We start from the raw sequence: 26,328 nt of genomic DNA, 5'->3' as shown, positions 1-26,328 counted from the left end.
CAGTCCTACCCCTGGGACAGCATGACGCCGAAACTTGACTACACTTCCAGAACGGCGCTGCTGATAGCAGCGGCACATTCATCCATTGCTGTACGGTCAATGACGCCGGAAACCATCAGTCAGATTATCGCCCAGGCCCGTGAACAGGACGCACATACCGACCAGTACCGTGAGCAACTTGCAGGCGCGCTGGACGGGTTGCACGCCCTGATCCGTATTGATGGCGACGCCCCCCTGGATGCGCTCTACCATTTTGTCCGTGAGTACATCGAGATGGCGCCCGGGCTTATCGAGTGCGTCCGGGTCTGCGCGGACAACGCCGGTGTCGGCAACCTGTTCGCGCCCTTCATCCGAACGGCAACGGGCTACTTCTCCAGTCCCTCGGTCCTTCTGGCCCGATTCGATGGGCTTGAGGGCCTGTTAATCAAGGCCTATCAGTGTCACCGCCTGATGGAGGAAATGTATGAAAACAACCGGTCCTTTCGCAACAGTAACCTGATGGAACCGGAAGCCACCCAGGCCAACCTCCTTGTCCACCACCTGATCGGCGAGCCTTTTGCGAACGAGCTGGATCAGTCCATACTGATCACCGTACGCCAGATCGCGGGATCTCCGGACTATTACGACCTGAACCTGACGCCTTTTGTGGAACAGGCCAGTGACGAAGCCTGGCAGTGGATGCGCGAATATTGGCTCAATCTGCTGACGCGCAACGGAATACAATTCCATTTCTCATTCCGTTCCAGCCTCTAGAACAGAAACCAGTCGACCCAGGGGGATACACGCTTTGCTGAATCAACCGGACACCGGAAGGCTTCTTTTACGCCTGGGGCTGGGTTTCCTGGTCCTCCTCCACGGCATCGGCAAGCTGATCAACGGCATTGGCCCGATCGAGGACCTGCTTGCCGCGCACGGGCTTCCCGTCATGCTGGCCTGGGGCGTTCTGGTGGGGGAAATCCTGGCGCCCCTGATGCTTATCCTGGGCCTGCATACGCGCGTGGCGGCCACGCTGATCTGTGTGAACATGCTGTTTGCCCTGATGCTTGCTCACCAGCACGAGCTGCTTGCGCTCAAGGCCAATGGTGGCTGGGCGATTGAGTTGCCGATGCTGTTTCTGCTCAATGGCATCGTGATCGTTCTCCTGGGCCCCGGTCGGTTCCGAATGCACTCCTGAGAAGGAACATAAGCGATGATCCGGGAATTCGCGCGACGATACCGGGGTCCTGGCGGAGTGGTGCTGGGCCTGATTCTGATGGTCTCCGGCATAACGGTGAGCACGGCGGCCGAGCCTGTGGTTCTTTGGAAGCGCAATTTTGAGAGCCCCGCCATTCGCTCGCTGCTGGCGATAGCCCTGGAAAAAACCCCCGAATATGGTGAGGCGGACCTTGTTTCCAGCGTCCCGATTTCCCAGGCACGGGCGCTGCGGTACCTGGAGCATGGCAGGCATAAAGGGGTGCGGGTCGCCAATGTCGCATCATCCCCGGAGCGCAACAGCACGCTCCAGCCAATCCGGATCCCCATTGACCAGGGACTGCTGGGGTTCCGTGTCTGCCTGATCAGTGAGGGTGATCAGCCACGTTTTGACGGCATCTACACGGCCAGCCAGTTCCGGGAACGGGGGCTGCGAATCGGGCAGGGTGCGCACTGGCCGGATACCCGAATACTACGCGCCAGCGGTTTCGAGGTGGTGACGGTGCCACGCTTTGAAAACCTCCTGTCAATGCTTGAGAGGCAGCGTTTTGACTGTTTTCTGCGTGGCGCCGGCGAAGTCCTGATTGACCTGGCGCAATACGACAGCGACGACATTGTGGTTGAGGAGCGGCTACTGTTCACTTACCGGATGCCGTCATTCTTCTTTGTTGGTCCCGACGACGAACGCCTTGCGCAGCGGATTGAGACAGGTTTACACAGAGCCATGCAGGACGGGAGTTATGAACAGTGGTTCAGTGACCACTTCCGCAAGCCCATGAAGCAGCTCAAGTTGATGGAACGCGTCTTTATTCCACTGCCGAACCCCTACCTCAACGGGCAGGACACCCCGATACAGCTGCCATTGATGCCGATTCGTGCCGAGCGGTTCCTGCCGGTTCCCGAGGGCACGCGCTGAATCAGTGCTCCCTGTCGCCCCCGGATGTTCCGGGCAGGATCCGCACGGGCTGCGGCGTGTCGTCCTTCCTCGGCCGGTCTGGCTCTTCCCCCGGCGTCACGCGGGTCTCCATCTCGGGTGTGGGCGTCATGTCCTCTGCATCCGGCTGACGGTCCTCGTAGCCGCACTCAACACACTCCCGGAAGGTTCCCTCATCCGTCGTGAACATCACGATCCGGTCCATGGCGCTGCAGCGCGGACAAACCGCGCCAGCTATAAAACGCTTCTTCATAGGGCTCACCAAAGGTCTGGTATGGATCCGGTCAGGCCGCGCGCGATTCGTCCAGAATGCCGGACTGGCGCAGCAGGGGCTCTTCGCTGGGCTCACGCCCCCGGAATGCACGATACAGCTCAGCAGCCTCCCGGGAACCCCCTTTCTCAAGGATATTCTCCCGGAATGCGCGCCCTGCCTCAGGGTCGAAAATGCCACGCTCCTCAAACAGCGAGAAGGCATCCGCGGCCAGCACCTCCGCCCACTTGTAACTGTAATAACCCGCGGCGTAGGGACCGGAGAAAATGTGCCCAAAGCTGTGCGGGAAACGGTTGAACTCGGGAGGCCGCACCACAGCCACCTGGTCCCGAACACGCGCGAGCAGGTCCAGAGGCTCCACGGGGTTTTCCGGGCTGTATTCGGTATGCAGCCGGAAGTCGAACAATGAGAACTCCAACTGGCGGACCATCTGCATTCCGGACTGGAAGTTGCGGGCCGCCAGCATGCGTTCCAGCATGTCCGCCGGCAGCGGTTCGCCGGTTTCGTGGTGACGTGCAATCAATGCCAGTGATTCCGGGTCCCAGCACCAGTTCTCCAGGAACTGACTCGGCAGTTCCACGGCATCCCAGGCCACACCATTGATCCCGGAAACGTCCGCCACATCCACCTGGGTCAGCATGTGGTGGATCCCGTGGCCGAACTCGTGGAAGAGCGTGGTCACTTCATCATGGGTCAGCAGCGAAGGCTGGTCGCCAATGGGCGGCGTGAAGTTGCAGGTGAGGAAAGCCACCGGAAGCTGAACGCTGCCATCGGAATGGCGCCAGCGTACCCGGCAGTCGGCCATCCAGGCGCCGCCGCGTTTGCCCTGGCGCGCGTACAGGTCGAGGTAGAAAAAGGCCACGGACTCACCGCCACGCTCAATGCGATAGGCGGTCACGTCTTCATGCCAGGTGGGAATGCTCTCGTCCGAGGAAATGCGCACACCGAAGAGCTTTTCCACCACCTTGAAAAGCCCTGAAATCACGTTCTCCGCAGGGAACCAGGGCCGGACATCCTCGGGGGAGATGTTGAATCGGTGCTGGCGCAGCTTTTCACTGTAATAGCCCAGATCCCAGGCCTCGAGCGGATCGGGGCCACCCTGTTCCCTGGCAAAGGCCTGCACTTCCGCCAGCTCCTGTTCCGCCTCGGGCTTCGCCTTGTCCGCGAGTCGTTCGAGGAAGTCGATGACCTCCTGGACCGAATCCGCCATCTTGGTGGCCAGGCTGAGCTCCGCGTAATTGTTGAACCCGAGAAGCTTTGCCTGTTCGTGGCGGCGGCTGAGAATATCGTGCATCAGCTGGCTGTTGTCCCAGCGCCCGGCATCGGGACCACGGTCCGACGCGCGGGTGGTAAACGCCTCGTAGACCTCCCGGCGCAGTTCGCGGTTGTCCCCGTAGGTGAGTACCGGGTAGAAGCTGGGGAAATCCAGGGTGATCACATAGCCGTCGAGACCCCGTTCCTCGGCCGCCTGTCGCGCACTGTCCAGAGCCGACTGCGGCAGGCCCGAGAGTTCCTCGTCGTCGGTGATATGCCGGTACCAGTTCTGGGTCGCATCCAGCACGTTATCCCCGAAACGGCTTTCCAGGTCCGCCAGTTCCCGGGACAGGGTCGCGAATCGTTCCTTGCTCTCGGGGGGCAGATCGACACCACCCAGGTGGAAATCGCGCAGGGTATTGTTGATCGCCTTCTGCTGGGCCTCATTCAACGTCTGGAACTCGTCGCTCTCGGCCAGCCGCTTGTAGGCATTGCACAGCGCTTCGTTCTGGCTGACCTCGGAGCTGTATTCAGTCAGTTTCTGCAGGCAGCGCTTGTGAACCTCGCGGATCTCGTCGTCATTCATGACCCCGTTGAGGTGCGAAATGATCGACCAGGCATTGCTGAGGCGGTCCTCGAGCGCCTGCAGCGGCTGGGCCAGGCTGTCCCAGGTTGGCGCCTCCTGGTGTGCCAGTTCCTGGATCCGCTCACGGTTCTCGGCCAGAATGCGGTCGATGGCCGGTTCCATCTGCTCCGTGTAAATGGCATCGAACTTGGGCAGAAGGTCCTGATCAAGCAGGGGGTTACTCATTGAATACTCCGGTGTACTGTGACGCGTATCAGTGCATGATGACATACTTGTCATGGGCATTCTCTAGCAGGAGGTTATGGTGACGTATATCCGTTCTCACAAGGGGGTCCACCCCGAATTTGGTGATCGCGTCTGGATTGACCCCAGCGCGGTGGTTATTGGCGATGTTGTTCTGGGAGAGGATTGTTCAGTCTGGCCCATGACAACCATCCGGGGCGACATGCATCGCATCCGCATCGGCAAACGCTGCAGCATCCAGGATGGCAGCGTCTGTCATATTACGCACGCGGGCCCCTATAACCCCGACGGCTGGCCCCTGATCGTCGGCGATGATGTGACCGTGGGGCACAAGGCCCTGTTGCATGGCTGCACCATTGGCAGCCGGGTTCTCGTGGGCATGGGAACGATCATCATGGATGGGGCCCGGGTGGATGACGAAGTGATTATTGCCGCAGGCACGCTGGTGCCGCCGGGCAAGCATCTGGAGTCCGGCTACCTGTACCGGGGAAGCCCGGTCCGCCAGGCGAGGGAGCTGACGCAGGAGGAGCGGGATTTCTTCACCTATACCGCCAGTAATTATGTGCGCTTAAAGGATGAACACCGTACGGACGACCCTTGAAACTGCGCAGCATGGCCTTAGGATTGACCCTGCCCAAGCAGGATAAGGCCAAGCCTCGTGCCATCGAGGTGGAGGTCAACTGACTCCCGCAGGCCGATAAGGCCCATGGTGCTCGGGGTGCCGGTTCTGCCGGCCCCCCCCCCTCAATCACACTTCAATCACACTCAGCCGTTGCGAAGTGCTGCAATCACTGGGCCTGTGTCCGGCCTTATGCCTCGCCATATGAGGAAGGATTCCGCCGCCTGTTCCACCAGCATACCCAGACCATCCAGGGTCTTCGCCGCGCCACGCGCACCCGCCCAGGCGTTGAAGGCAGTCGTTTCGCTGCCGTACATCATGTCGTAACAGACCGTATTGTTACCCACCAGCGTATCGGCCAGGGGCGGAAGCTCGCCCTGCAGGCTGGCACTGGTGCCGTTGATGATGACGTCAAAAGGACCTTTCAGCGCCTCAAAGGTACTGGCGTCCAGACTCCCCTGATCAGCAAAGAGACGGCAGAGTTCATGGGCCTTCTCAATGGTCCTGTTGGCAATAACAACCTGCTCCGGCCCGGCGTCCAGCAGCGGTGTCAGTACCCCGCGAACGGCCCCGCCGGCGCCGAGAACCAGGACCCGGGCCCCGGCCAGCTCAACATCGTTGTTAACCATCAGGTCCCGGACCAGGCCGGCGCCGTCCGTGTTGTCCCCCTGTAACCGACCGCGCTCATCCTGCCAGAGCGTATTCACCGCGCCCGCGCCGGCGGCACGCTGCGTGTGATCGTCCGCGAGGGCCCAGGCCTGCTGCTTGAAGGGCACGGTGACATTCAGGCCGCCGCCGCCCTCGCTGAAGAAGGCACGGACCCTTTGCTCGAAGCCTTCCAACGGTGCCTCGATGCGCTCATAGCGCACGGCTTCTCCGGTCTGTTCAGCAAAGCGGGTATGGATGGCGGGGGAGAGGCTGTGGCCAATCGGGTTGCCTACCACGGCATAGCGCGTTGCATCACTCATCATCCACCTCCAGCCAGTTACGGGGTTGCAGGAAATGCTCGGTCAGCCGGGCTTCCGGGGTGCCGGGCTCGGGCGTCCAGTTGTAGTCCCAGCGCACCAGCGGCGGCAGCGACATCAGGATGGACTCGGTGCGCCCGCCGGACTGCAGGCCGAACAGGGTCCCGCGGTCATAGACCAGGTTGAATTCCACGTAACGACCACGCCGGTAGAGCTGGAATTCCCGCTCCCGCTCGCCATAGGGAATATTTCGCCGCCTGTCCACAATAGGCGTGTACGCGGGGAGGTAGCCGTCACCAATGGAACGCATCAATTCGAAGCTGTGCTCGAAGGAATGCTCATTGTAGTCATCGAAAAAGAGCCCGCCGACGCCGCGCTGCTCATTGCGGTGCTTGATGACGAAGTAGTCGTCACACCATTGCTTGAAACGCCAGTAAACCTCGTCACCCCCCGGCGCACAGGCCTGCCTGGCAATCTCGTGCCAGTGTCGGCAATCCTGGTTGAACCCGTAGTACGGCGTCATATCGAAACCGCCACCGAACCACCAGACTGGTGCGGAATCCGCCGGCCTCGCCACGAAGAAGCGGACATTGGCATGGGAAGTGGGCACATAGGGATTGCGGGGGTGCATCACCAGGGAGACGCCCATGGCTTCCCAGGGCGCGCCAGCCAGGGCGGGGCGGCTGGCGGAGGCGGAAGGGGGCAGCTCATCCCCCATGACATGGGAGAAGTTCACGCCCCCTTTTTCGAACAGGTCGCCGTCCTCGATAACGCGGCTGCGACCGCCACCCCCCGCCTCACGGGTCCAGGATTCCTCCCGGAAACGGGCAGCGCCATCGCGTTCGCCCAGTTCAGTGGTAATGCGGTCCTGAAGCTCAATCAGGTATTGGTAGACAGCATCAGCGTCGGGAACCGTGGTCATGTCGCGTCCTGTGGTTGTTCAGCGTTTATCGGAGGCGGCGGCCATCCAGTGGATCCAGGATCCGGCTCGGTTTCGAGGCTCCTCCCAGCGAACCCGGTAGGATGCCATCCAGCGCATCCCCAAAGCTCCGCCGTACCTGCCAGCTCCAGCGGGCCGGGGATCGCCCGGCACGGTTACAGGAGGTGGAGACCAGCGGGCCGCCGAAGGCGGTGCAGAGGCGCTGGACCCCTGGATGGGCACTGACTCGGATAGCCACCCGGTCGTGTTCGCCCTTGATCCAGCGTGGAACCCGGTCGTCCGGATCGGGCAGCAACAGGGTCGTGGGGCCGGGCCAGTACGCCACGGCGCTGTCGCGCAGCGATACCGGCAGCGGTTCCAGAAGAAACGCCACCTGTTCGATGGTTGCCGCCGCCAGGATCAGGCCCTTGTGCCGGGGCCGTTCCTTGAGCGTCAGTATCCGATCAACGGCGCTCGGATTCCAGGGATCGCAACCAAGACCCCAGACGGCTTCCGTCGGGTAGGCCCAGACGCCGCCCTGCCGGAGTGAGGCGCCAGCACGGCGCAGATGCCACCAGTCAGTACTCAACGAGCCCTCGGCGCTCACGGTTGCGGACTCCCCTACGCCCGGAAAAGGACGCAGTTTAACAGAGCCGTGCCGGGCGTGGGGACGTATCACCCGGCGCGTTTGCGGTAGCCCCCCGGGGTCGCCTCGGCAAAGCCCTCCATTTCCAGGGTCAGCAGGGTCTGGAGCAGTTCCGCGGCGGCCAGCCCCGTGTCCTCGCAGAGCTGATCGGAACTCCGGGGTTCATAGGTGAGCACATCGAGGAGCTGTCGCGCGGAGGGCTCAAGGGATTCCGGGTCCGGACCTGGAGGCGTGGCTCCGGAACCCGTTTCCAGGGTTTCCAGACCCCAGTCGGCCAGCTCCGTGAGAATGTCCTCCAGGGTTTCAACCAGCACCGCACCCGCACGGATCAGGCGATGACACCCGCGAACCCCCGGGTTGTGAATAGAGCCGGGAATCGCAAACACCTCACGCCCCTGCTCCATGGCCAGCCGCGCCGTGATCAGCGAACCACTGCGCACACCCGCCTCCACCACCAGTACACCACGGCACAGGCCACTGATAATGCGATTGCGCTGGGGGAAAAGATGCGCACGGGCCGGGGTACCGGGAGGCAACTCGGAAACCAGGGCACCGTTATTGAGGATTTCCGTGGCCAGGGCTCCATGCTGACGCGGGTAGGGCGTATCCACCCCGTTCGCGAGAACCCCCAGGGTTACCCCCGAGGCTTCCAGCGCACCACGGTGAGCCGCACCATCAACGCCCAGAGCAAGCCCGCTGACCACGGCAATACCCTGTTCCGCCAGGGCCCGCGCAAACCCGGCAGCGTGATTCAGGCCATCGCGGCTGGCATGTCGGCTCCCGACCATGGCAAGACAGGGTCGACTCAGGGCACCCGGATTCCCCCGAAGGTAGAGCACCGGGGGCGGGCCATGGATGTGGCGCAGGCTTTCCGGATAGCGCGGATCACACCAGTCCACCACCTGGATATGACGGGACCGGCACTTGTGGCGAATCTGTTCGAGTCGTTCCTGCCACTGCGAATCCATGTGGCCACGCTGCCAGTCTCCGATAAGGCGTCGCGCCCCAGCCGGCATGGAAAGCGCCTTGAGTGAGGTGGGCGGCAGTTGCAGCAACTGCACGGGGTCATCCAGCTGGTCGAGAACGACCTGCCAGTGGTCAGGCTTCATGCCGGGTAGCAGAGCCAGGATGTGGTGTTTGTCGAGCGACTCCGCCGCAGGGGGTCTTTCCGTGACCGTCATGGCAATGTCCATCCTTGGGTGTTCTGGTTTAACGCGTCAGGGGTTGCGCACCTCATCCATCAGTTTGAGGTGTTCATTTGCCTCAAGTACAAGCCCATAACTGAGCTTTTCATAGGTCCTGAATACCATCAGCACACCGGCGCGCTCGGAAGGCAGCTGGATCAGTTCATCGGTCACCGGATCCCGCGTCTGGTTGCCCTGCTTGAACACCGCCAGAATATGACCGGGTTCAAGGCCTTCGCGTTCGCCCCTGTTGATCGTCACGACATTATACTGACCAATGTTGGTGACGCCATCCTCTACATCGATCATACGGCCACGGATCTTTTCATCGGGTGCCGACGGCTGGAACCGGGTGGTAATCTCACGGTCCTCGGTGGGAAGCAGGCGGTCTTCCGGCCGGATTTCCTCACGGCTGCGGGTCAGATCCACGGAAAGAACCTGGCCATCCACACCGGTTATCCGGCCCCGGCCTATGGAACGCGCCTCCTGCCCCAGGAACTCGCCCGTTTCAGGATCCTTGTGCCGGGTACTGCGACGGAAAACCCCCATCACCTGACCCTGGCTGCCATCCCCCCGGGCGTAAACCCGGTCACCGCTGCCGCTGATGGTACGCCGATCCTGGCCCGCCAGAACGTAGGGCGCATTTTCGAGCGTCCCCTCTTCCACAATCCGCGTATTGGAGAGAAAGGTCTTGATCGCGTCCAGTGGGATCGTTGGGATCGGGGTATCCAGTGGCTCGGAGCGGACACGGGGGGAGAGCTCGATCACGCGGTCACTGGGATCCGAGTCGTCCGCGCGCCGGAGGCGGGGTTCGCCGTCCACCCAGGTCAGCTCAAGGACATCGCCGGGGTAGATCAGGTGCGGGTTATCCACCTGGGGGTTCACATTCCAGATCTCCGGCCAGTTCCAGGGTTCTTCCAGGAATCGCGCGGAAATGTCCCAGAGCGTGTCGCCCGGTTGCACCGTGTAACGTTCCGGGTGATCATCACGCAGCTCCGCGGCCCCGGCGCTCGTCGTGGCCAGGCCTATGGCGGCTGTCACCAGAATCAACAGAATCCTCATCGTCCGTTCCCTTGCTGGCAGAAATCGGTAAGTGGCAGTCATATCCCCCTACTATAGAAGATATGTCGGATTTTGTGGCTTTTCTTTAGCTCAAAGCGTTTGACCTTGCAATATTTTGTAAGCGCGCGGTTTGTACCGGCGCAGCCGGATACGCGATAATAAGCGCCAGAATTGTTCGGGAGCATAGTTCATGAAACTCAAGATCCTCCAATTTCCGGATCCTCAGCTGCGCACCGTGGCAGACCCGGTAGCCTCGGTCGACGACAGCATCCGCAAACTTGTGGACGACATGCTCGAGACCATGTACGCCGCGCCGGGCATTGGCCTGGCGGCAACGCAGGTCAACGTGCACAAGCGGGTGCTCGTGATCGATATTTCCGAGGAACAGAACGAGCCCTGGGTCTTCATCAACCCGGAAATCGAGATCGGGGAAGGGGAGCTCCAGGCCATGCAGGAAGGCTGCCTGTCGATCCCGGACGTCTACGAGGATGTCTCGCGGGTGGAGCAGGTCAGCGTGCGCGCCCTGGACTATCACGGGGAACCCTTTGAAACCGAGTTTTCCGGGCTGATGGCCGTGTGCCTCCAGCACGAGGTGGACCACATCAACGGACGCCTCTTCATTGACTACCTGAGCCAGCTCAAGCGCAGCCGCATCCGCAAGAAAGTGGAAAAACAACAGCGCCAGAAGGCGTCCTGAGGAGGCCCGATTTGCGGGTGGTTTTTGCAGGTACACCGGACTTCGCCGCAGCCAGCCTCAGGGCGCTGCTCGACGCCGGCCACGAGGTAGCCGCCGTCTACACCCAGCCGGATCGCCCCTCGGGCCGCGGGCGCCACGCCCGGCCCGGCCCCGTGGCCAGCCTGGCCAGGGAGCACGGCATTGCCCTGGAGCAGCCCGAATCCCTCCGCAACGCGGAGGCCCGCGCCAGACTTGCCAGCTACGAGCCGGAAGTGATGGTTGTTGCCGCCTACGGGCTGATCCTGCCCCAGGCCGTGCTGGATATACCCGAGTTTGGCTGCCTGAATGTGCATGCCTCCCTGCTGCCACGCTGGCGCGGGGCCGCGCCGATACAGTGGGCCATTGCCTCGGGAGATGCTGAAACGGGCATCACCATCATGCAGATGGACGCGGGTCTGGATACGGGCGATATCCTGCTCAGCAAACGTCTGACAATCCATCCCGATGAAACCGGCGGTAGCCTGCACGACCGGCTGGCGCCGCTGGGTGGCGAAGCCCTGCTCGAAGCCCTGCAACAACTTCAGGCGGGCAGCCTCAGGGCGGAACCCCAGGATAGCCACCACGCCACCTATGCCCGCAAGCTGGAGCGAGCTGACAGCCCCGTGGACTGGCATCAATCCGCGGCCACGCTGGCGCGCCACATCCGGGCCTTCAACCCCTGGCCGGTCTGTACCACCCATGTCGGGGAGACCACCCTCAAGCTGCTCTTTGCAGAGGCCGTCAACGATGAGGCCGCCACGGAAGCCCCCGGCACTGTCATTGAGCGCAATCGGGATGGGGCGCTCATCCAGTGCGGCGAGGGCCTGTTGAACCTGACCCGGCTGCAGCTGCCCGGCGGCAAGCCACAGACCGTCGGCGACCTGATCAACGGCGGAAAGCCGCTTCTTGAACCCGGCCAGAGGCTTGGGAAATGAGCGCCCCCAAGGGCGGCTCGCTGCGCGCCACCGCCACTCGCATGATCCATCAGGTCGCCCACGAGGGTCAGTCCCTTGGCCAACTGCTGCCTCCCATTACGGCAACTCTTCCCGTCGATGAACGCGGTCGCCTCCAGGACTGGTGTTTTGGCAGTTGCCGCTGGTGGCACCGGTTACAGGCCGAACTGCAGACGCGCTTGCGAAAGCCCCTGCCCCGGCGCAATGCCATGCTGGAGTCGCTGCTGATCCTGGGCCTCTACCAGCTTCGCTTCACCCGGATTGCGCCCCACGCGGCCATTCACGAAACCGTGGAAACCGCCAGGGAACTGGGCGCCCCCAAGTCGCTGACCGGACTGGTCAACGGCATCCTTCGCAATGCCCTGCGCGACGGTGAACCTCCGTTTGAGTCCGATGCCGTGCATTACAGTCATCCCGAATGGCTGGTCGCCAAGATCAAGGCGAACTGGCCGGAGCAGTGGCCAGCACTCCTGGAAGCCAATAACTGCAAGCCCCCGATGACCCTGCGGTTCAACCGCCAGCATCACGATCAACAGAGTGCCCAGTCCGCCCTTGCGGATGCCGGAATCACAGCCTCTCCCGGTGAACTGGCTGCAAATGCCATACGCCTGGCCGAACCCTGCCCGGTAGACCGGATTCCCGGCTTCCATGAGGGGTACTTCAGCGTCCAGGACGAGGCGGCCCAGTTGTGCACAGAACTGCTGGAGCTGGAACCGGGGCAACGGGTCCTGGACGCCTGTGCGGCTCCCGGTGGCAAAACAGGGGCCATACTGGAGGCCGAACCTCGATTGTCGGAAGTAGTGGCCATGGACATGGATCGGGATCGACTCGGTCTGATTACGGAGAATCTGGAGCGCACCGGCACCCATGCCCGGCTCATCGCCGCCGACGCCGCCGAGACGGACAGCTGGTGGGACGGCACGGAATTCGACCGCATCCTGCTCGACGCACCCTGCAGCGGCACCGGCGTCATACGCCGCCATCCGGACATCAAGCTGCTGCGGCGCGAAACCGACATTGCTGAGTTAGCCGACACCCAGCTGCGGCTGCTGGAAGGCTGCTGGTCGACTCTGCGCAACGGCGGCCGCCTGGTCTACGCCACCTGCTCTGTGCTTCAGCAGGAAAACAAGCGTATCATTCAACGTTTCATCAACAGCCATATGGACGCCCAGTTGGTACCCATTACGCTGGACTGGGGCGAAGAGACCGGGTACGGTCGCCAATTGATTACCGGGTCACAGGACCAGGACGGGTTTTTCTACGCTTGTCTGGTGAAATCTCCGGCCCACTGGGTCTGACTTTTCCGTCTTAGGGAGTCGGGTTCTCTCATGAAAATCATCATTCTTGGCGCCGGTCAGGTCGGGGGCACACTGGCCGAAAACCTGGCAAGCGAAGCCAACGACATCACGGTAGTGGACAACAATCCAAGCCGTCTGCGCGAACTACAGGACCGGCTCGACATCCAGTCGGTCACCGGCCGCGGCTCCTATCCCAGGGTCCTCAAACAGGCCGGCGCCCAGGATGCGGACATGCTCATCGCCACCACCAGCAGTGATGAGGTCAACATGGTGGCCTGCCAGGTGGCCTGGACCTGTTTCCGCACGCCCACCAAGATCAGTCGCGTGCGGGCCAGTGCCTATCTGGCACGTCCGGAGCTCTTCGACCGGGACAAGAAGGAAGGCTTCCCGGTGGATGTGCTGATCAGTCCGGAGCAGGTGGTCACCGAGCACATCACGCGCCTGATCGAATACCCCGGCACCCTCCAGGTGCTCGACTTCTCCCGGGGCCTGGCGCGGCTGGTGGCGATCCGAGCCACGGCGGGTGGGCCGCTTGTGGGCCATGAACTGTCCTACCTGCGCGAGCACATGCCGCGCATCGACACCCGGGTGGCGGCCATATTCCGGCAGGACCGACCCATCATTCCCCAGGGCGACACCATCATCGAGGATGGCGACGAAGTTTTCTTCATCGCCGCCAGCGACCATATCCGCTCGGTGATGAGCGAGCTTCAGCCGCTGGAGAAGCCCTACAAGCGCATCATGATCACCGGCGGCGGAAACATCGGTCACCGCCTGGCGCGCACCCTTGAAAGCCGCTTCAAGGTCAAGATCATCGAGCGCAACCGGGATCGCTGCATCGAACTCTCGGAATCCCTCGACAGGACCATCGTCCTGCAGGGGGATGCGGCCAACAAGGATCTGCTGCAGGAAGAGAATATCGAGGATACGGACGTGTTCTGTGCCGTGACCGACGACGACGAGGCCAACATCATGGCCTCCATGCTCGCCAAGCGCCTGGGCGTGCGCAAGGTCATGACCCTGATCAACAACCCGGACTACGTGGACCTGATCCAGGGCGGCGAGATCGACGTGGCCATCTCGCCCCAGCAGACCACCATCGGCAGCCTGCTGACCCATGTGCGCAAGGGTGACGTGGTCAATGTCCATTCCCTGCGCCGGGGGGCGGCCGAGGCGATCGAGGCCATTGCCCACGGAGACCAGCGTTCCTCCAAGGTAGTAGGCCTGAGGCTAGACGAGATCGCACTGCCGGAGGGAACCACCATCGGGGCCATCGTGCGCGACAACGAAGTGCTGATCGCCCACGACCATGTGCGCGTCCAGCCGGATGATCACGTCATCCTCTTCCTGGTGGACAAGACGCGGATCAAGGAAGTGGAAAAACTCTTCCAGGTCGGACTGACCTTCTTCTAGCAGGGGCCGGAATCACCATGCGCTATGCGGTCATCGCCAGAATCCTCGGCCTGCTGATGATGCTGTTCAGCCTGACGCTGCTGCCTCCGGTAGCGATCTCGCTGCTGTACGACGACGGCCAGGCACTGGCTTTTCTGGAAGGCTTTCTGATCGTTCTGGTGCTGGGCACCCTGGTCTGGTGGCCGACACGCCACAACACCATGGAACTGCGGGTCCGAGACGGCTTCCTGATCACCTCGCTGTTCTGGATCGTTCTGAGCCTGGCCGGCTCGGTGCCCTTCTTCCTGAGTTCCGAGCCCAAGATGCACTACGTGGATGCGTTGTTCGAGGCGGTCTCCGGGCTCACCACCACCGGGGCCACGGTGCTGACAGGGCTGGAGGAGCTCCCCAAATCCATTCTCTGGTATCGCCAGCAGCTGCAGTGGTTGGGCGGCATCGGCATTATCGTGCTGGCCGTCGCCATACTCCCCATGCTGGGTATCGGGGGCATGCAGCTCTACCGTGCCGAGGTGCCCGGGCCGGTCAAGGACAACAAGCTGACGCCGCGCATCGCGGAGACGGCCAAGGCGCTCTGGTACATCTATGTGGGACTTACCGTCGCCTGCGCGTCGGCATACTGGTTGGCGGGTATGAACCTGTTCGACGCGGTGGGCCACAGCTTCGCAACGGTTGCCATCGGCGGATTCTCGACCTATGACGCCAGTATCGGCCACTTCAACAGTCACGCCATCGAACTGATCGGCGCCCTGTTCATGTTCCTGAGCGGCGTCAATTTTGCGCTGCACTTCATGGCCTGGCGACAGCGTAACCTGTGGCAGTACTTCAGGGACCCCGAATTCAGGTTCTACGCGAGCGTTATGCTCGGCGCCAGCCTCCTGACTGTCGGCATCCTGATCGTTACCGGCACCATGGACCCCGTGACCGCCGCAACCAAAGGATTATTCCAGGTTCTCTCAATTGCCACGACGGCCGGCTTCTCGGCTGAAGACTTCGGTGCCTGGCCGGGCATACTGCCGGTTATGCTGATCCTGATGGCCTTCATGGGCGGCTGTGGTAACTCCACGGCCGGGGGCATGAAGGCCATGCGCATCCTGCTGATCTACCGCCAGGGCTCCCGGGAAATCCGCCGCATCCTGCACCCCAGTGCGGTCATTCCCATCAAGCTCGGCCACCGTCCCGTGTCCGAAAGGGTCCTGCAGGCGGTCTGGGGCTTCTTCTCCATGTACATGGTGGTCTTCGTGGTGCTGCTGCTGATCAACCTGGCCATGGGGCTGGACCAGGTCACCGCCTGGACCGCCGTCGTTGCCACGCTGACCAACCTGGGTCCGGGTCTTGGCCAGGTCGCCAGCACCTTCCAGAGCATGCCGGACCTGGTCAAGTGGAGTGGCATGGCCGCCATGATCCTTGGGCGTCTGGAAATATTCACGCTCCTGGTGCTGTTCACGCCGGATTTCTGGCGGAACTAGGCAAGTCAGTTCGCAGAGGCATCCATGCTCCCCGCCAGACCTTTGAACAACACTCCAGGTCACGGTGCATCAGGATCACGGATGCCTCAGCCCTCTTCAGGGCCGACGAATGAGCCTTCGTGCTGCTGACGTTCCCAGAGCCTGGCGTAATATCCCTGTTCCGCCAGCAACGTCTCATGGGTACCGCTTTCAACAATGACACCATTGGCCATGACCAGGATCCGGTCCGCATCCCGGACTGTGGACAGGCGGTGGGCGATTGCCAGTGTGGTGCGCTCACTGGCGATCTCATCCAGGGCGTCCAGGATCTCCTGCTCAGAGACCGAATCGAGTGAGGACGTTGCCTCGTCCAGCACCAGTATTGGAGGATCCTTGAGGATCACCCGCGCAATGGCCACCCGTTGCTTCTCACCACCCGAGAGCTTGAGGCCCCGCTCTCCGACCCGCGTTTCCAGTCCCTCGGGGAGCGTTTCCACGAAATCCGCCAGATGGGCCATGCGAACGGCCCGCCACACGTCCGCGTCGCTGGCGCCCGGCCGGCCATAGGCGATGTTACGGTACAGGGTGTCGTTGAACAGGACTGTATCCTGGGGCACCACGCCGATGGCTTCGCGCAGGCTCTGCTGAGTCACCTCCCGGATATCCTGGCCATCAATGGTGATACGCCCCCGGGTCACATCAAAGAACCGGAACAGCAGCCGGGCCAGGGTCGACTTGCCCGCGCCGCTGGCGCCTACCACCGCCACCTTGTGCCCAGCGGGTATCTCAAAGCTGATACCCCTGAGAATCTCACGCCCCGGCTGGTAGTCGAAACGCACCGCCTCAAAGCTGATATGGCCACCTGAGACGGCCAGGGCAGGGGCATCCGGCTTATCCACGACCTTGGGTGGTTCACCCAGAAGCTTGAACAGGCGCTCCACATTCACCAGCGCCTGGCGGATCTCCCGGTAGACGAAGCCCAGGGCATTCAGCGGGATGAAAAGCTGGATCAGGTAGGCGTTGATCATGGTGAAGTCGCCGAGGCTGATCTCGCCCATGGCTGCCTCGCGAACAGCCATGCCCATGATCACGATCAGGGTCACGCCAATGATCAGCGCCTGGCCGGCATTGAGCGTCGCCAATGACAGCCGGTTGCTGAGACGCGCCTGCTCCCAGTCGGCCAGGTCCTCATCATAGCGCTCGGCCTCAAATGCCTCGTTGTTGAAGTACTTGACGGTCTCGTAGTTGAGCAGACTGTCCACGGCGCGGCTGTTGGACTGGTTGTCGCGGGCATTGGCCTCACGCACGAACCGGGTCCGCCACTCGGTCACCTTGATGGAAAAGACCACGTAGACGGCCACCGCGATGACAATCGCGATGACATAGGACGGATTGAAAGCAAACAGGAGAATACCCGCAACCATGAGCAGCTCAAGCAGGGTAGGTACGATGTTGAAAAGGGTGAACCGCAACAGGAAACTGATGCCGTTGGTGCCGCGCTCAATGTCCCGCGCCAGCCCGCCGGTACGCCGGTCCAGGTGAAAGCCCAGCTCGAGTTGATGGAGATGTTGGAACACGCGCAGTGATACCCGACGCATGGCGCGCTCGGCAACACGGGCGAAGACGGCGTCGCGGAGTTCGTTGAACAGCGTGCCGCTGAACCTCAGCAGGCCATAGGCGACCACCAGCAGTGTCGGGAGGAGCAGCGCCATTTCACCGGCGGTTCCCTCATCCAGATAGTCGACAATGTACTTCAGCGCGACAGGGGTCGCCACGGTTGCCAGCTTCGCCGTGACCAGGAAAATCGCGGCCACGATAACGCGCCCCCGGAACTCGGTCAGATAGGGCCACAGCCCCGCAATAATACGCCAGTCCGGCTTGTGATCCGCCGGATAGTCGTTATCCGCGTACGCGCGCAATGATCAGGCTCCTGGTTGGCTAGGACTGCCGTTCGACCGGCTTCAATGGCTTATACGGATTGGGTTCGCCGGGTGGACGTTTCTTGAAGCGTTTGTACTCCCACTGGTACTGCTCGGGAATGCGCCGAACCACCTTTTCGACGGTGGCATTGAGGCCCGCCACCGAGACCTCGGTATCCGGGTCATAGAGGCGCTCGTCCACCTCCTCGATCACCAGGCGGAACCCCTTCGCGCCCGGAAGACGCTCGGCATAGGTCACCAGGGCGCGGGCCCGGGTTTTCTGGACGAGACGGGAGACCAGTTTCATGGTCAGTACATTCACCCCGAAGAAAGGGGCAAAAGCGCCGCCGCTCGCATCCGGGTTCTGGTCGGGGAGAATGCCGACGACGCCGCCCTCACGGAGAATGGAAAACAGGCGCAATACGCCGCGCCTGTCGGCCCGCACCAGCTCGGATCCGCCCCGGCCGCGCACCCGCGACATGTAGCTTTCCATCTCTTTCATGTTAGGCGGGCTGTAAAGTGCCGCCATGGAGAAACGGGTCGAGAAGTAGAGGCCGACCAGCTCCCAGTTGCCCAGGTGAGGCGCCAGCAGTACCAACCCCTCCTGGCGGGCGAGGGCATCATCCAGCAGGTCGCCGCCCTGGATCTCGCGGATCATCGACAGACATTGGTCCACGGGCCTTTCCCACATGATCGGTACTTCGGCCAGGATCTTCCCGGTTTCCACCAGGCTCCGGCGCGCCAGCTCACGACGTTCCCCTTCCTCCTTTTCAGGAAAAGCCAGGTCCAGGCTTATTTCCGTCACCTGGCGGTTGCGGCCCCGGGCCTGCCACAGTAAGACTCCGACAAAACGGCCGAGCGCCTGGGCAACGGCCAGGGGGAGGTGCCCGACCAGCCAGAGAAGGGCTCGAAGACTGGCTATCTTGAATCTTTTCATGGGATTTTGAACAACTCCCGCCTGGGGGCTTTCCTAAGTACCGGACGCGGAGAGTATAATACGCGCCTTCGAACAATCCAGAACCCTATCATGCCCAAGGGCCGATGGGGTTATCTTGCAACCGGACCAGGTGGACGCCGTGACTGAGCTGGCAAAACCCGATGTAACAACCTTCCAGGGCCTGATTCTGGCGCTGCAGCAGTTCTGGGCCGAGCGGGGCTGTGTCGTGCAGCAACCGCTGGACATGGAAGTGGGGGCCGGAACCTTCCACCCGGCAACCTTCCTTCGCAGCATCGGCCCCGAGGAGTGGAACGCCGCCTACGTTCAGCCCAGCCGACGTCCCACTGACGGACGCTACGGGGAGAACCCCAACCGCCTGCAGCACTATTACCAGTTCCAGGTGGTACTGAAGCCCTCGCCCGAAGACATTCAGGAGCAGTACCTTGAGTCACTCAAGGCATTGGGGCTCGACCCGCTCGTTCACGATATCCGTTTCGTTGAGGATAACTGGGAATCGCCGACACTGGGCGCCTGGGGACTGGGCTGGGAGGTCTGGCTCAATGGCATGGAAATCACCCAGTTCACCTATTTCCAGCAGGTGGGCGGCATCGAATGCTACCCGGTCACCGGCGAGATCACCTATGGCCTGGAACGCATTGCCATGTACCTGCAGGAGGTGGACAGCGTCTACGATCTGGTCTGGACCCGAACGCCTTCAGGGACCACCGTGACCTATGGCGACGTCTACCACCAGAACGAAGTGGAGATGTCGATCTACAACTTCGAGCAGGCGAACACGGACTTCCTGTTCCAGGCTTTCGGGGAGCACGAAAGCGAGAGCCACCGGCTGGTCGAGGCAGGACTCCCACTGCCCGCCTACGAGCAGGTACTCAAGGCCTCCCATACCTTCAACCTGCTGGATGCCCGACACGCGATATCGGTGACCGAGCGCCAGCGCTACATACTGCGTGTGCGGACCCTGGCCAGGGCCGTGGCCAAGGCCTATTTTGAACGACGCCGGGACCTGGGATTCCCCATGGCGACCGAGGCGCTGAAGCGCGAAATGCTGGCCGACGACCCGGCACAGGAGGCTTGAACCATGAGCGCACAGGATTTTCTGGTTGAGATCGGAACCGAAGAGCTGCCGCCCAAGGCACTGAAACAGCTTTCCGAGGCGTTCGGGGAGGGGATTCGCAAGGGACTCGAGACTGCAGGGGTTGAGCATGGCGAGGTGGAACTCTTTGCCTCGCCCCGTCGGCTGGCGGTCCGCATCAACAGGGTAGCGGATGCCCAGCCCGATACGCCCTTCGAAAAGAAGGGACCCGCGGTAAAGGCGGCCTTTGACGGCGCCGGCAACCCGACCAAGGCCCTCGAGGGCTTTGCCCGCAGCCTGGGTATCCAGCCGGATGAGCTGGATACGCTGGAGACCGACAAGGGTGCCTGGCTTGTCTACCGGGGTATTGAGCAAGGCCGCCCCACCGTCGAGTTGTTGCCCGGAATTGTGGACCAGGCGCTGGCCGAGCTTCCGATACCCAAGCGCATGCGCTGGGGCGCGCGCAAGGAGCAGTTTGTGCGCCCGGTCCACTGGGTCATCATGCTCTACGGAAGCAAGGAAGTGCCCTGTACCATCCTCGGAAAGGAGGCCGGTCACGCAACACGGGGTCATCGCTTCCATTACCCGGGGGAACTGATCATCTCCACGCCGGCGGATTACGAACTGGTGCTGCGCCAGCATGGCTTTGTGGAAGCCAGCTTTGCGGCACGACGGGAGCAGATTGAAGCCGGTGTCCATCGTGTTGCCAGGGAGCAGGCGGACGGTAACGCGGTGGTGGATCCCGGACTTCTGGATGAAGTTACTGCTCTGAATGAGTGGCCGGTGCCGCTGCTGGGCCGCTTTGAGGAACGCTTCCTGGAGGTGCCTCCGGAGGCACTGGTCTCATCCATGGAGGAACACCAGAAGTATTTCCACGTAGTGGATGCCAACGGTGAGATGCTGCCGTGCTTCGTAACGGTCGCCAACCTCGAGAGCCGTGATCCCCAGGCGGTGATTTCCGGTAACGAAAAGGTTATCCGCCCCAGGCTCGCCGACGCCGCCTTTTTCTACGATACCGATCGCAAAAAGCCATTGGCGGACCGGGTCGAAGAGCTCAAGCCCATCGTTTTCCAGGAAACACTGGGCAGCATCCATGACAAGACGGAACGCATGGCGGCCCTTGCCGGCCGGATCGCCAAAGCCATCGGCGCCGATCCCAACACAGCCCACCGTGCGGCCATGCTCAGCAAGACGGACCTGATTACCGAAATGGTCCAGGAGTTCGACGACCTTCAGGGCATCATGGGCCAGTATTACGCCCGCCACGATGGTGAGGGTGAAGCCGTTGCCACCGCGCTCCGTGAACAGTACCTTCCGGGTTTTGCCGGTGACGCCGTTCCTGAAACGGATGCCGGGTGCGCACTGGCGCTCGCCGACCGGCTTGATTCACTCGTGGGCCTGTTCGGGATCAATCAACCGCCCAGTGGCACCCGCGACCCCTATGCGCTTCGCCGGGCCGCCCTGGGCGTTCTCCGTATCCTGGTCGAGCGCAACCTGTCGCTGGATCTGACCGACCTCTGCAGCTGGACTGCGGAACAGTTCAATTGCCTTACCGTAGCCGATCCGGTCACGCCGGTTGTGGATTACATCCTCGAGCGGTTCCGTGCCACTTATGAGGACCAGGGCGTGCCCGCCGAGGTCTTCCTGGCGGTCCAGGCACGCCGGCCCACACAGCCACTGGACTTCCACCGGCGCATCATGGCGGTCAACAACTTCGTGGCGTTGCCGGAGGCAGCCGCTCTGGCATCCGCCAACAAGCGGGTCTCGAATATCCTCGAAAAACAGGCCGGCAATGCTGATACAGCGCCGAAAGTTGATGAGAGCCTGCTGGAGAAGGACGCCGAACGTGAGCTTCTGAAGGCGATTACCGCCCAGGAGGAAAAGGTGGTGCCACTTTTCCGGAAAGGGGATTATGACGCCGGTCTGCGCTCCCTGGCGGATCTGCAGAAGACGGTGGACCGATTCTTCGACGACGTCATGGTGATGAGTGACGACGAGGCACTACGCAACAACCGCGTGGGACTGCTGAATCGGCTGCGCTCATTGTTCCTGCAGGTTGCTGATATCTCACTGCTGCAGACCGCCAAGGCAGCCTGACCCCGTACTCCCGGAACCTTCAGGTCCGGGTTGCCAAAAGGCATCCCGGACCCTCTCCCATCCCCAGCACTTCCCGTATTCCTGCTTCTTTAATGCCATCAGACGAGTCTATGCAATTGATAGCACTTAATGGATAGCAATGGTTCTCATTGACATCAATGCAGTGGATTCGGATACTGTCGGAACAGCAATCAGGAGTGTGACGACTGATGGGTACCAACCTCCATCCGGACCTTGAGGCGACAGTATCCGCCTGCGTCGAGAGCGCCATGGCCATGCACAGGCTTACGGCTCCCCGCGTGGGGTCAGTTATGGCGGCGGACGAGGTCATAGGGAGCTACATTGAGGAACTCGGTTTCGGCGATCGGATTATTCCCTGGAAGCGGGTTGGGCGGGAAACGGCTCCCGACCTGATCCTCGCGCATCAAGTAGCCGGGGGCACCAGTCTCTGCCCCGCCTGGTTGCCAAAGCATCTGGAACCCAGACTGACCCTGGTGCCAGCCGCACACAATCCCGAGCAGGTATGCGCAAATCTTCGGCGCATTGCCCGGGTACTTGGTTGCATCATGGCAGAGATGGTGCCGGCGCAGCACTTCCGGGAGCGTTTTGAGGGGCTGAGAGCCGGATTGCCAAAACCGGGGCCACGGGTGCTGGTACTGATCGAAACAGCCCCGGGACGCTATCGCTTCACCACGCCCCAACATCCATGTCATCAACTGCTGGGATCCCTGGGCTGGATTTCCGCGCCCCAACCCCGCATCAGTGACAAGCGGGTAAGCCAGGAAGACCTGAAGTCGATCGAGCATGATGCGGTTCTGGTACTTGAAGCCTGGGCGGAACCCCAGCCGGGAATGGCGCGACACTGGCCGCTGATGGTTTCAGAGGCGGCGGGAAGGGGGCATTGGCATACCGAGTCGATACTGACCTTTCTCTGCCTCGGCCCACTGCTGCCCCGAAAAATCACCGAAATGGCGTTACGCTTCGGGGTCTATCCCTACCGAAACGATTGAGCGACTGCCCTGCTGCCTGACAGGGCAGTGAATCCCATCAGATATCGAGGTTGGTCACTTCCAGCGCGTTCGTCTGGATGAAGGCACGCCGTGGCTCCACCTCATCCCCCATCAGGGTCGTGAAGATCTGGTCGGCGGCAATCGCATCCTCGATTGTGACCTTCATCATCCGACGGGTTTCGGGATCCATGGTCGTCTCCCAGAGCTGATCCGGGTTCATTTCCCCCAGGCCCTTGTAGCGCTGAATCGTCAGACCCTTCTGGCCTTCACGCATCAACCAGTCGAGCGCACCGGCGAAGGTATCCACCGCCTGCTTGCGCTCGCCCCGCTGGATAAAGGCGCCGGGCTCAATCAGCCCATCCAGTTTCTCACCCAGCTGGGCGATGGCCTGGTAGGACGGTGACTCGAAGAACTCGTGGCGGAACGTATACTCGTAAGGAATACCATGAATGAGGAGCCGGACCTTGGGTAGCGTCAGCTTGCGCTCGGTATCCTCTGCCGTGGTGAATTCGTAACGGATGCCCGTGCGGGTATCCAGTACCAGGCGCTCACCCAGATCCGCAACCCACTGTTCAACCTTCTTCGAATCCTGAAGGTCTTCCGTTGTCAGGGTGCGATGGGTAATCATCTCCTGGAGTACCCGTTCCGGATAGACGCGCGTCAGTCGCTCGATCACATCCATGACACTCTGATACTCGCGTACCAGTGTTTCCAGGGCGCCGCCGGTGATCGGCGGTGCATCGGGGTTCACGTAGAGCGAGGCATTCTCCAGGGCTGACTGGGTGACATAGGCAGTCTTCGCCTTCTCGTCCTTGAGATACTGTTCCTGTTTGCCACGCCTTACCTTATAGAGCGGAGGCATGGCGATGTAGACGTGGCCACGCTCAATCAGTTCGCGCATCTGGCGATAGAAGAAGGTGAGCAGCAGTGTACGAATATGGGAGCCGTCGACGTCGGCGTCGGTCATGATCACGATGCTGTGGTAGCGCAGCTTATCCGGGTCGTAATCCTCGCGGCCAATTCCGCAGCCCAGAGCGGTAATCAGGGTTCCCACTTCCACTGAGGAGAGCATCTTATCGAAACGGGCCTTCTCCACGTTCAGGATCTTACCCTTGAGGGGCAGTATCGCCTGAGTCCGGCGCTCCCGGCCCTGCTTGGCACTGCCACCGGCTGAATCACCCTCCACGATGAACAGCTCAGAAAGGGCCGGGTCCTTTTCCTGGCAGTCAGCCAGCTTTCCCGGAAGCCCGGCAACATCGAGCGCGCCTTTGCGGCGGGTCATGTCCCGTGCCTTGCGGGCCGCTTCCCTGGCACGCGCCGCGTCGATCATCTTGTTGACGATGGCTTTGGCTTCCTGGGGATACTCCTGGAGATAGTCCGTGAACTGCTGGTTCATTTCCTGCTCGACCGCGGTCTTCACCTCGGAAGACACCAGTTTGTCCTTGGTCTGGGACGAGAATTTCGGGTCCGGAACCTTCACGCTCACGATCGCGGTCAATCCTTCCCGTGCGTCATCTCCGGCGGTGCTGACCTTGAGCTTCTTGAGCAGACCTTCCTGTTCAATGTAGTAATTCAGGGTCCGTGTCAGCGCCGCCCGGAATCCGGCAAGGTGTGTGCCGCCGTCCCGTTGGGGAATATTGTTGGTGAAACAGAAGATATTTTCCTGGAAGGCATCGTTCCACTGCATCGCGATCTCGACGACGATGCCGTCCTCACGCTCGCGGGTAAAATGGAAAACCCGGTTCAACGGTGTCTTGTTGGTATTAAGGTGCTCAACAAAGGCTCGCAGGCCGCCTTCGTACTCAAACACTTCATCCTTTCCGGAGCGCTCATCGGTCAGGCGGATGCGAACGCCGCTGTTCAGAAAAGCCAATTCCCGGAGCCGCTTGGCAAGAATATCGAAGTGGAATTCGATATTGGTGAAGGTTTCCGGGGAAGGGATAAAATGCACCTCGGAACCGGAAGCCTCTGTCTCACCCACGATAGCGAGGGGTTGTTCCGGAAATCCGTTATGGAAAACCTGTTCGTGCACCTTACCATTGCGGCGGATCGTAAGCTTCAGCGTCGAGGAGAGGGCGTTGACAACTGAAACACCCACGCCATGAAGTCCACCGGAAACCTTGTAGGTATTATCATCAAACTTACCGCCTGCATGGAGAACGGTCATGATTACTTCAGCAGCGGAAACGCCTTCCCCCTCATGGATATCGGTAGGAATGCCGCGGCCGTCGTCCTTTACCGTGACCGATTCATCTGGATGGATGATGATCCCGATCTCGGAACAGAATCCTGCCAGCGCCTCATCGATTGAGTTATCAACGAGCTCAAAAACCATGTGATGAAGACCGGTCCCGTCGTCCGTATCGCCGATGTACATTCCGGGACGTTTACGGACCGCGTCCAGACCTTTGAGAACTTTGATATTCGATGACGTATATTCAGACATATGCTAAGGGCTCCCCCAGCTTGCTCTTATTGTTCCGAGAATTGGCCATGTTCCACGTGAAACATTCGATAATCACCGGGTGACACATCCGACCAGGGCCCTTCATGGCCCGGTGACGTAATACTTGTTACAAAGAGTTGGCAGTCCAGGGCGAGAAGCTCACCCGCAAGCAACTGTTGATTGCTGGCGTCCAGCTCTGCATTGATGTCATCCAGGAGGCAAAGACCCCGGATCCCGCATTGTTCGCGCAGAACCCTCATCTGTGCCAACTTCATCAGGATAACCAGCGAACGTTGCTGACCCCGGGAAAGAACCTCACCTGCGGGCAGGTTCCCGCATCGGATGCGGATATCCGCTCGATTTGGCCCGTAAAGTGTGAAACCGGCTCGCTGCTCCGATTGCGGATTCGCTCTAAGGGTCGCTTCAAGGCCGCGGCTTGCGTCCCATCCCCTGGCGAACTCAACCTTCAAGCCCTGCGCCCAGTCCGCCCCGGCATTCAAAAGCATCTGGTCGAGCTCTTGCCGGAACAGTTCAAAGCCTTTTTCACGGGACTGGGTAATCTCTTCCCCGAGAACGGCCACCTGCTGCGTCCAGGGGCCCAACTCCTGATCGGATAGTATACCATGCCGGAGTAGATGATTGCGCTGCCGTATCGCCCTTTGACAGGCTTTCCAGCGTCGTCCGTAATCATGTTCCACGTGGAACACCAACCAGTCCAGGAATCGCCGTCGATAACCGGGGCCTCCGGACACCAGATCGAAGGTACCGGGCTCGATTACCGACACCGGCATCAACCTGGCAAACTCGGCAACGCTGCGGAGTTTCAAACCATTCTTATGAAGGGTCGCCTCCTGCCCCCCAATAACGCGCTCAATCCCCAAGCGATGCTGTCCCGACGTCTCAACCACGCGACCAAACAACGTAAGCCGATCATTCCCTTCCTGGACCACTCGATTGTGCTTGGCGGTTCGGAATGAGCGTCCCGTCGACAGATAATAGATTGCTTCGAGAAGGCTGGTCTTTCCGCTCCCATTGACCCCGAAAACAATATTGAGGCCGGGAGAAAAGACCAATCGTTGAGAGGCGATATTGCGGAAATGATGGATATGGAGCTCTTCCAGGGCCATC

At 61.3% G+C, this 26,328-nt stretch carries 23 protein-coding genes; 12 read left to right on the top strand and 11 right to left on the bottom strand.

The features are described from left to right. Window positions 1-21 precede the first annotated feature (21 nt). Genes DES49_RS01000 through DES49_RS00990 form a run of 3 tightly spaced genes read left to right on the top strand, consistent with a single transcriptional unit; the run spans window position 22 to window position 2,107 of the window. Entirely contained in the window at window positions 22-753 is a 732-nt protein-coding gene (locus DES49_RS01000; RefSeq protein WP_341776770.1) for a hypothetical protein, read from the top strand. A gap of 34 nt (window positions 754-787) precedes the next feature. After that, window positions 788-1,174 carry a DoxX family protein gene (locus DES49_RS00995; protein WP_424955213.1) on the top strand — a complete coding sequence of 129 codons (387 nt, stop codon included), beginning with the start codon at window positions 788-790 and terminating at the stop codon, window positions 1,172-1,174. A gap of 15 nt (window positions 1,175-1,189) precedes the next feature. Then, entirely contained in the window at window positions 1,190-2,107 is a 918-nt protein-coding gene (locus DES49_RS00990) for a type 2 periplasmic-binding domain-containing protein (RefSeq protein ID WP_133734521.1), read from the top strand. Window position 2,108: 1 nt separating this feature from the next. Here DES49_RS00990 and DES49_RS00985 read toward each other — a convergent pair whose 3' ends face one another. Both DES49_RS00985 and DES49_RS00980 read right to left on the bottom strand, forming a co-directional pair. Further along, window positions 2,109-2,378, bottom strand: coding sequence for a YheV family putative zinc ribbon protein (locus DES49_RS00985; RefSeq protein WP_133734520.1), 270 nt, complete (start codon window positions 2,376-2,378; stop codon window positions 2,109-2,111). Between the two features lie 31 nt (window positions 2,379-2,409). Next, window positions 2,410-4,461 (bottom strand): M3 family metallopeptidase, encoded by a 2,052-nt coding sequence (locus DES49_RS00980; RefSeq protein ID WP_133734519.1) that lies wholly within the window; start codon window positions 4,459-4,461, stop codon window positions 2,410-2,412. A 79-nt stretch (window positions 4,462-4,540) separates the two neighbouring features. Here DES49_RS00980 and DES49_RS00975 point away from each other — a divergent pair, with 79 nt between their 5' ends. Continuing rightward, entirely contained in the window at window positions 4,541-5,080 is a 540-nt protein-coding gene (locus tag DES49_RS00975; protein WP_133734518.1) for a gamma carbonic anhydrase family protein, read from the top strand. 164 nt (window positions 5,081-5,244) lie between these two features. On the opposite strand, the gene aroE is transcribed toward DES49_RS00975, so the two are convergent. From aroE to DES49_RS00950, 5 genes are all read right to left on the bottom strand, one after another. Then, entirely contained in the window at window positions 5,245-6,069 is an 825-nt protein-coding gene (gene aroE, locus DES49_RS00970) for a shikimate dehydrogenase (RefSeq protein WP_424955212.1), read from the bottom strand. Further along, window positions 6,059-6,985, bottom strand: coding sequence for an oxygen-dependent coproporphyrinogen oxidase (hemF, locus tag DES49_RS00965; RefSeq protein ID WP_133734516.1), 927 nt, complete (start codon window positions 6,983-6,985; stop codon window positions 6,059-6,061). Before hemF ends, aroE begins: the two co-directional genes overlap by 11 nt. Window positions 6,986-7,010: 25 nt before the next feature. Then, window positions 7,011-7,589 (bottom strand): L-threonylcarbamoyladenylate synthase type 1 TsaC, encoded by a 579-nt coding sequence (tsaC, locus tag DES49_RS00960; protein WP_243864787.1) that lies wholly within the window; start codon window positions 7,587-7,589, stop codon window positions 7,011-7,013. A 68-nt stretch (window positions 7,590-7,657) separates the two neighbouring features. Beyond that, window positions 7,658-8,809, bottom strand: coding sequence for a DNA-processing protein DprA (gene dprA / locus DES49_RS00955; protein WP_243864785.1), 1,152 nt, complete (start codon window positions 8,807-8,809; stop codon window positions 7,658-7,660). 36 nt (window positions 8,810-8,845) lie between these two features. Then, complete coding sequence (locus DES49_RS00950; protein WP_133734515.1) at window positions 8,846-9,874, bottom strand: LysM peptidoglycan-binding domain-containing protein; 1,029 nt, start codon at window positions 9,872-9,874, stop codon at window positions 8,846-8,848. Window positions 9,875-10,064: 190 nt separating this feature from the next. Between DES49_RS00950 and def the strand changes: the two genes are divergently transcribed. Genes def through DES49_RS00925 form a run of 5 tightly spaced genes read left to right on the top strand, consistent with a single transcriptional unit; the run spans window position 10,065 to window position 15,719 of the window. Next, a complete protein-coding gene (gene def / locus DES49_RS00945; RefSeq protein WP_133734514.1) occupies window positions 10,065-10,571 on the top strand; it encodes a peptide deformylase in 507 nt (168 codons plus the stop codon). 11 nt (window positions 10,572-10,582) lie between these two features. Beyond that, entirely contained in the window at window positions 10,583-11,524 is a 942-nt protein-coding gene (fmt, locus tag DES49_RS00940) for a methionyl-tRNA formyltransferase (protein ID WP_133734513.1), read from the top strand. Further along, on the top strand, window positions 11,521-12,840 hold the full coding sequence (gene rsmB / locus DES49_RS00935) for a 16S rRNA (cytosine(967)-C(5))-methyltransferase RsmB (RefSeq protein WP_133734512.1): 1,320 nt from the start codon (window positions 11,521-11,523) through the stop codon (window positions 12,838-12,840). The genes fmt and rsmB overlap by 4 nt, the downstream gene beginning before the upstream one ends. Before the next feature lie 30 nt (window positions 12,841-12,870). Beyond that, the gene (gene trkA / locus DES49_RS00930) at window positions 12,871-14,253 is read left to right on the top strand and encodes a Trk system potassium transporter TrkA (protein WP_133734511.1); all 1,383 of its coding nucleotides are present in this window, start codon (window positions 12,871-12,873) and stop codon (window positions 14,251-14,253) included. Window positions 14,254-14,270: 17 nt separating this feature from the next. Beyond that, window positions 14,271-15,719, top strand: coding sequence for a TrkH family potassium uptake protein (locus DES49_RS00925; RefSeq protein ID WP_133734510.1), 1,449 nt, complete (start codon window positions 14,271-14,273; stop codon window positions 15,717-15,719). A gap of 86 nt (window positions 15,720-15,805) precedes the next feature. Here DES49_RS00925 and DES49_RS00920 read toward each other — a convergent pair whose 3' ends face one another. After that, the gene (locus DES49_RS00920; protein ID WP_133734509.1) at window positions 15,806-17,617 is read right to left on the bottom strand and encodes an ABCB family ABC transporter ATP-binding protein/permease; all 1,812 of its coding nucleotides are present in this window, start codon (window positions 17,615-17,617) and stop codon (window positions 15,806-15,808) included. A 19-nt stretch (window positions 17,618-17,636) separates the two neighbouring features. Then, window positions 17,637-18,554: a lysophospholipid acyltransferase family protein gene (locus tag DES49_RS00915; protein ID WP_133734508.1), complete on the bottom strand. Its 918-nt coding sequence runs from the start codon at window positions 18,552-18,554 to the stop codon at window positions 17,637-17,639. A 148-nt stretch (window positions 18,555-18,702) separates the two neighbouring features. Between DES49_RS00915 and glyQ the strand changes: the two genes are divergently transcribed. The 3 genes from glyQ to DES49_RS00900 all read left to right on the top strand — a co-directional run bounded on the left by glyQ (window position 18,703) and on the right by DES49_RS00900 (window position 22,754). Then, a complete protein-coding gene (gene glyQ, locus DES49_RS00910) occupies window positions 18,703-19,650 on the top strand; it encodes a glycine--tRNA ligase subunit alpha (protein WP_133735000.1) in 948 nt (315 codons plus the stop codon). Between the two features lie 3 nt (window positions 19,651-19,653). Beyond that, complete coding sequence (gene glyS / locus DES49_RS00905) at window positions 19,654-21,744, top strand: glycine--tRNA ligase subunit beta (protein WP_133734507.1); 2,091 nt, start codon at window positions 19,654-19,656, stop codon at window positions 21,742-21,744. Between the two features lie 209 nt (window positions 21,745-21,953). Continuing rightward, window positions 21,954-22,754, top strand: coding sequence for a substrate-binding domain-containing protein (locus DES49_RS00900; RefSeq protein ID WP_133734506.1), 801 nt, complete (start codon window positions 21,954-21,956; stop codon window positions 22,752-22,754). Between the two features lie 37 nt (window positions 22,755-22,791). Here DES49_RS00900 and gyrB read toward each other — a convergent pair whose 3' ends face one another. Both gyrB and recF read right to left on the bottom strand, forming a co-directional pair. After that, a complete protein-coding gene (gene gyrB / locus DES49_RS00895) occupies window positions 22,792-25,200 on the bottom strand; it encodes a DNA topoisomerase (ATP-hydrolyzing) subunit B (protein ID WP_133734505.1) in 2,409 nt (802 codons plus the stop codon). Window positions 25,201-25,226: 26 nt separating this feature from the next. Continuing rightward, window positions 25,227-26,327, bottom strand: coding sequence for a DNA replication/repair protein RecF (recF, locus tag DES49_RS00890; protein ID WP_133734504.1), 1,101 nt, complete (start codon window positions 26,325-26,327; stop codon window positions 25,227-25,229). Between the last annotated feature and the right edge of the window lies 1 nt (window position 26,328).

The organism is Halospina denitrificans (assembly GCF_004364635.1).
In the GTDB taxonomy this organism is placed as follows: Bacteria; Pseudomonadota; Gammaproteobacteria; order Pseudomonadales; family Oleiphilaceae; genus Halospina; species Halospina denitrificans.
Note: the sequence above shows the minus strand (reverse complement) of the source record. Positions and strands in the feature narration are given on the sequence as shown.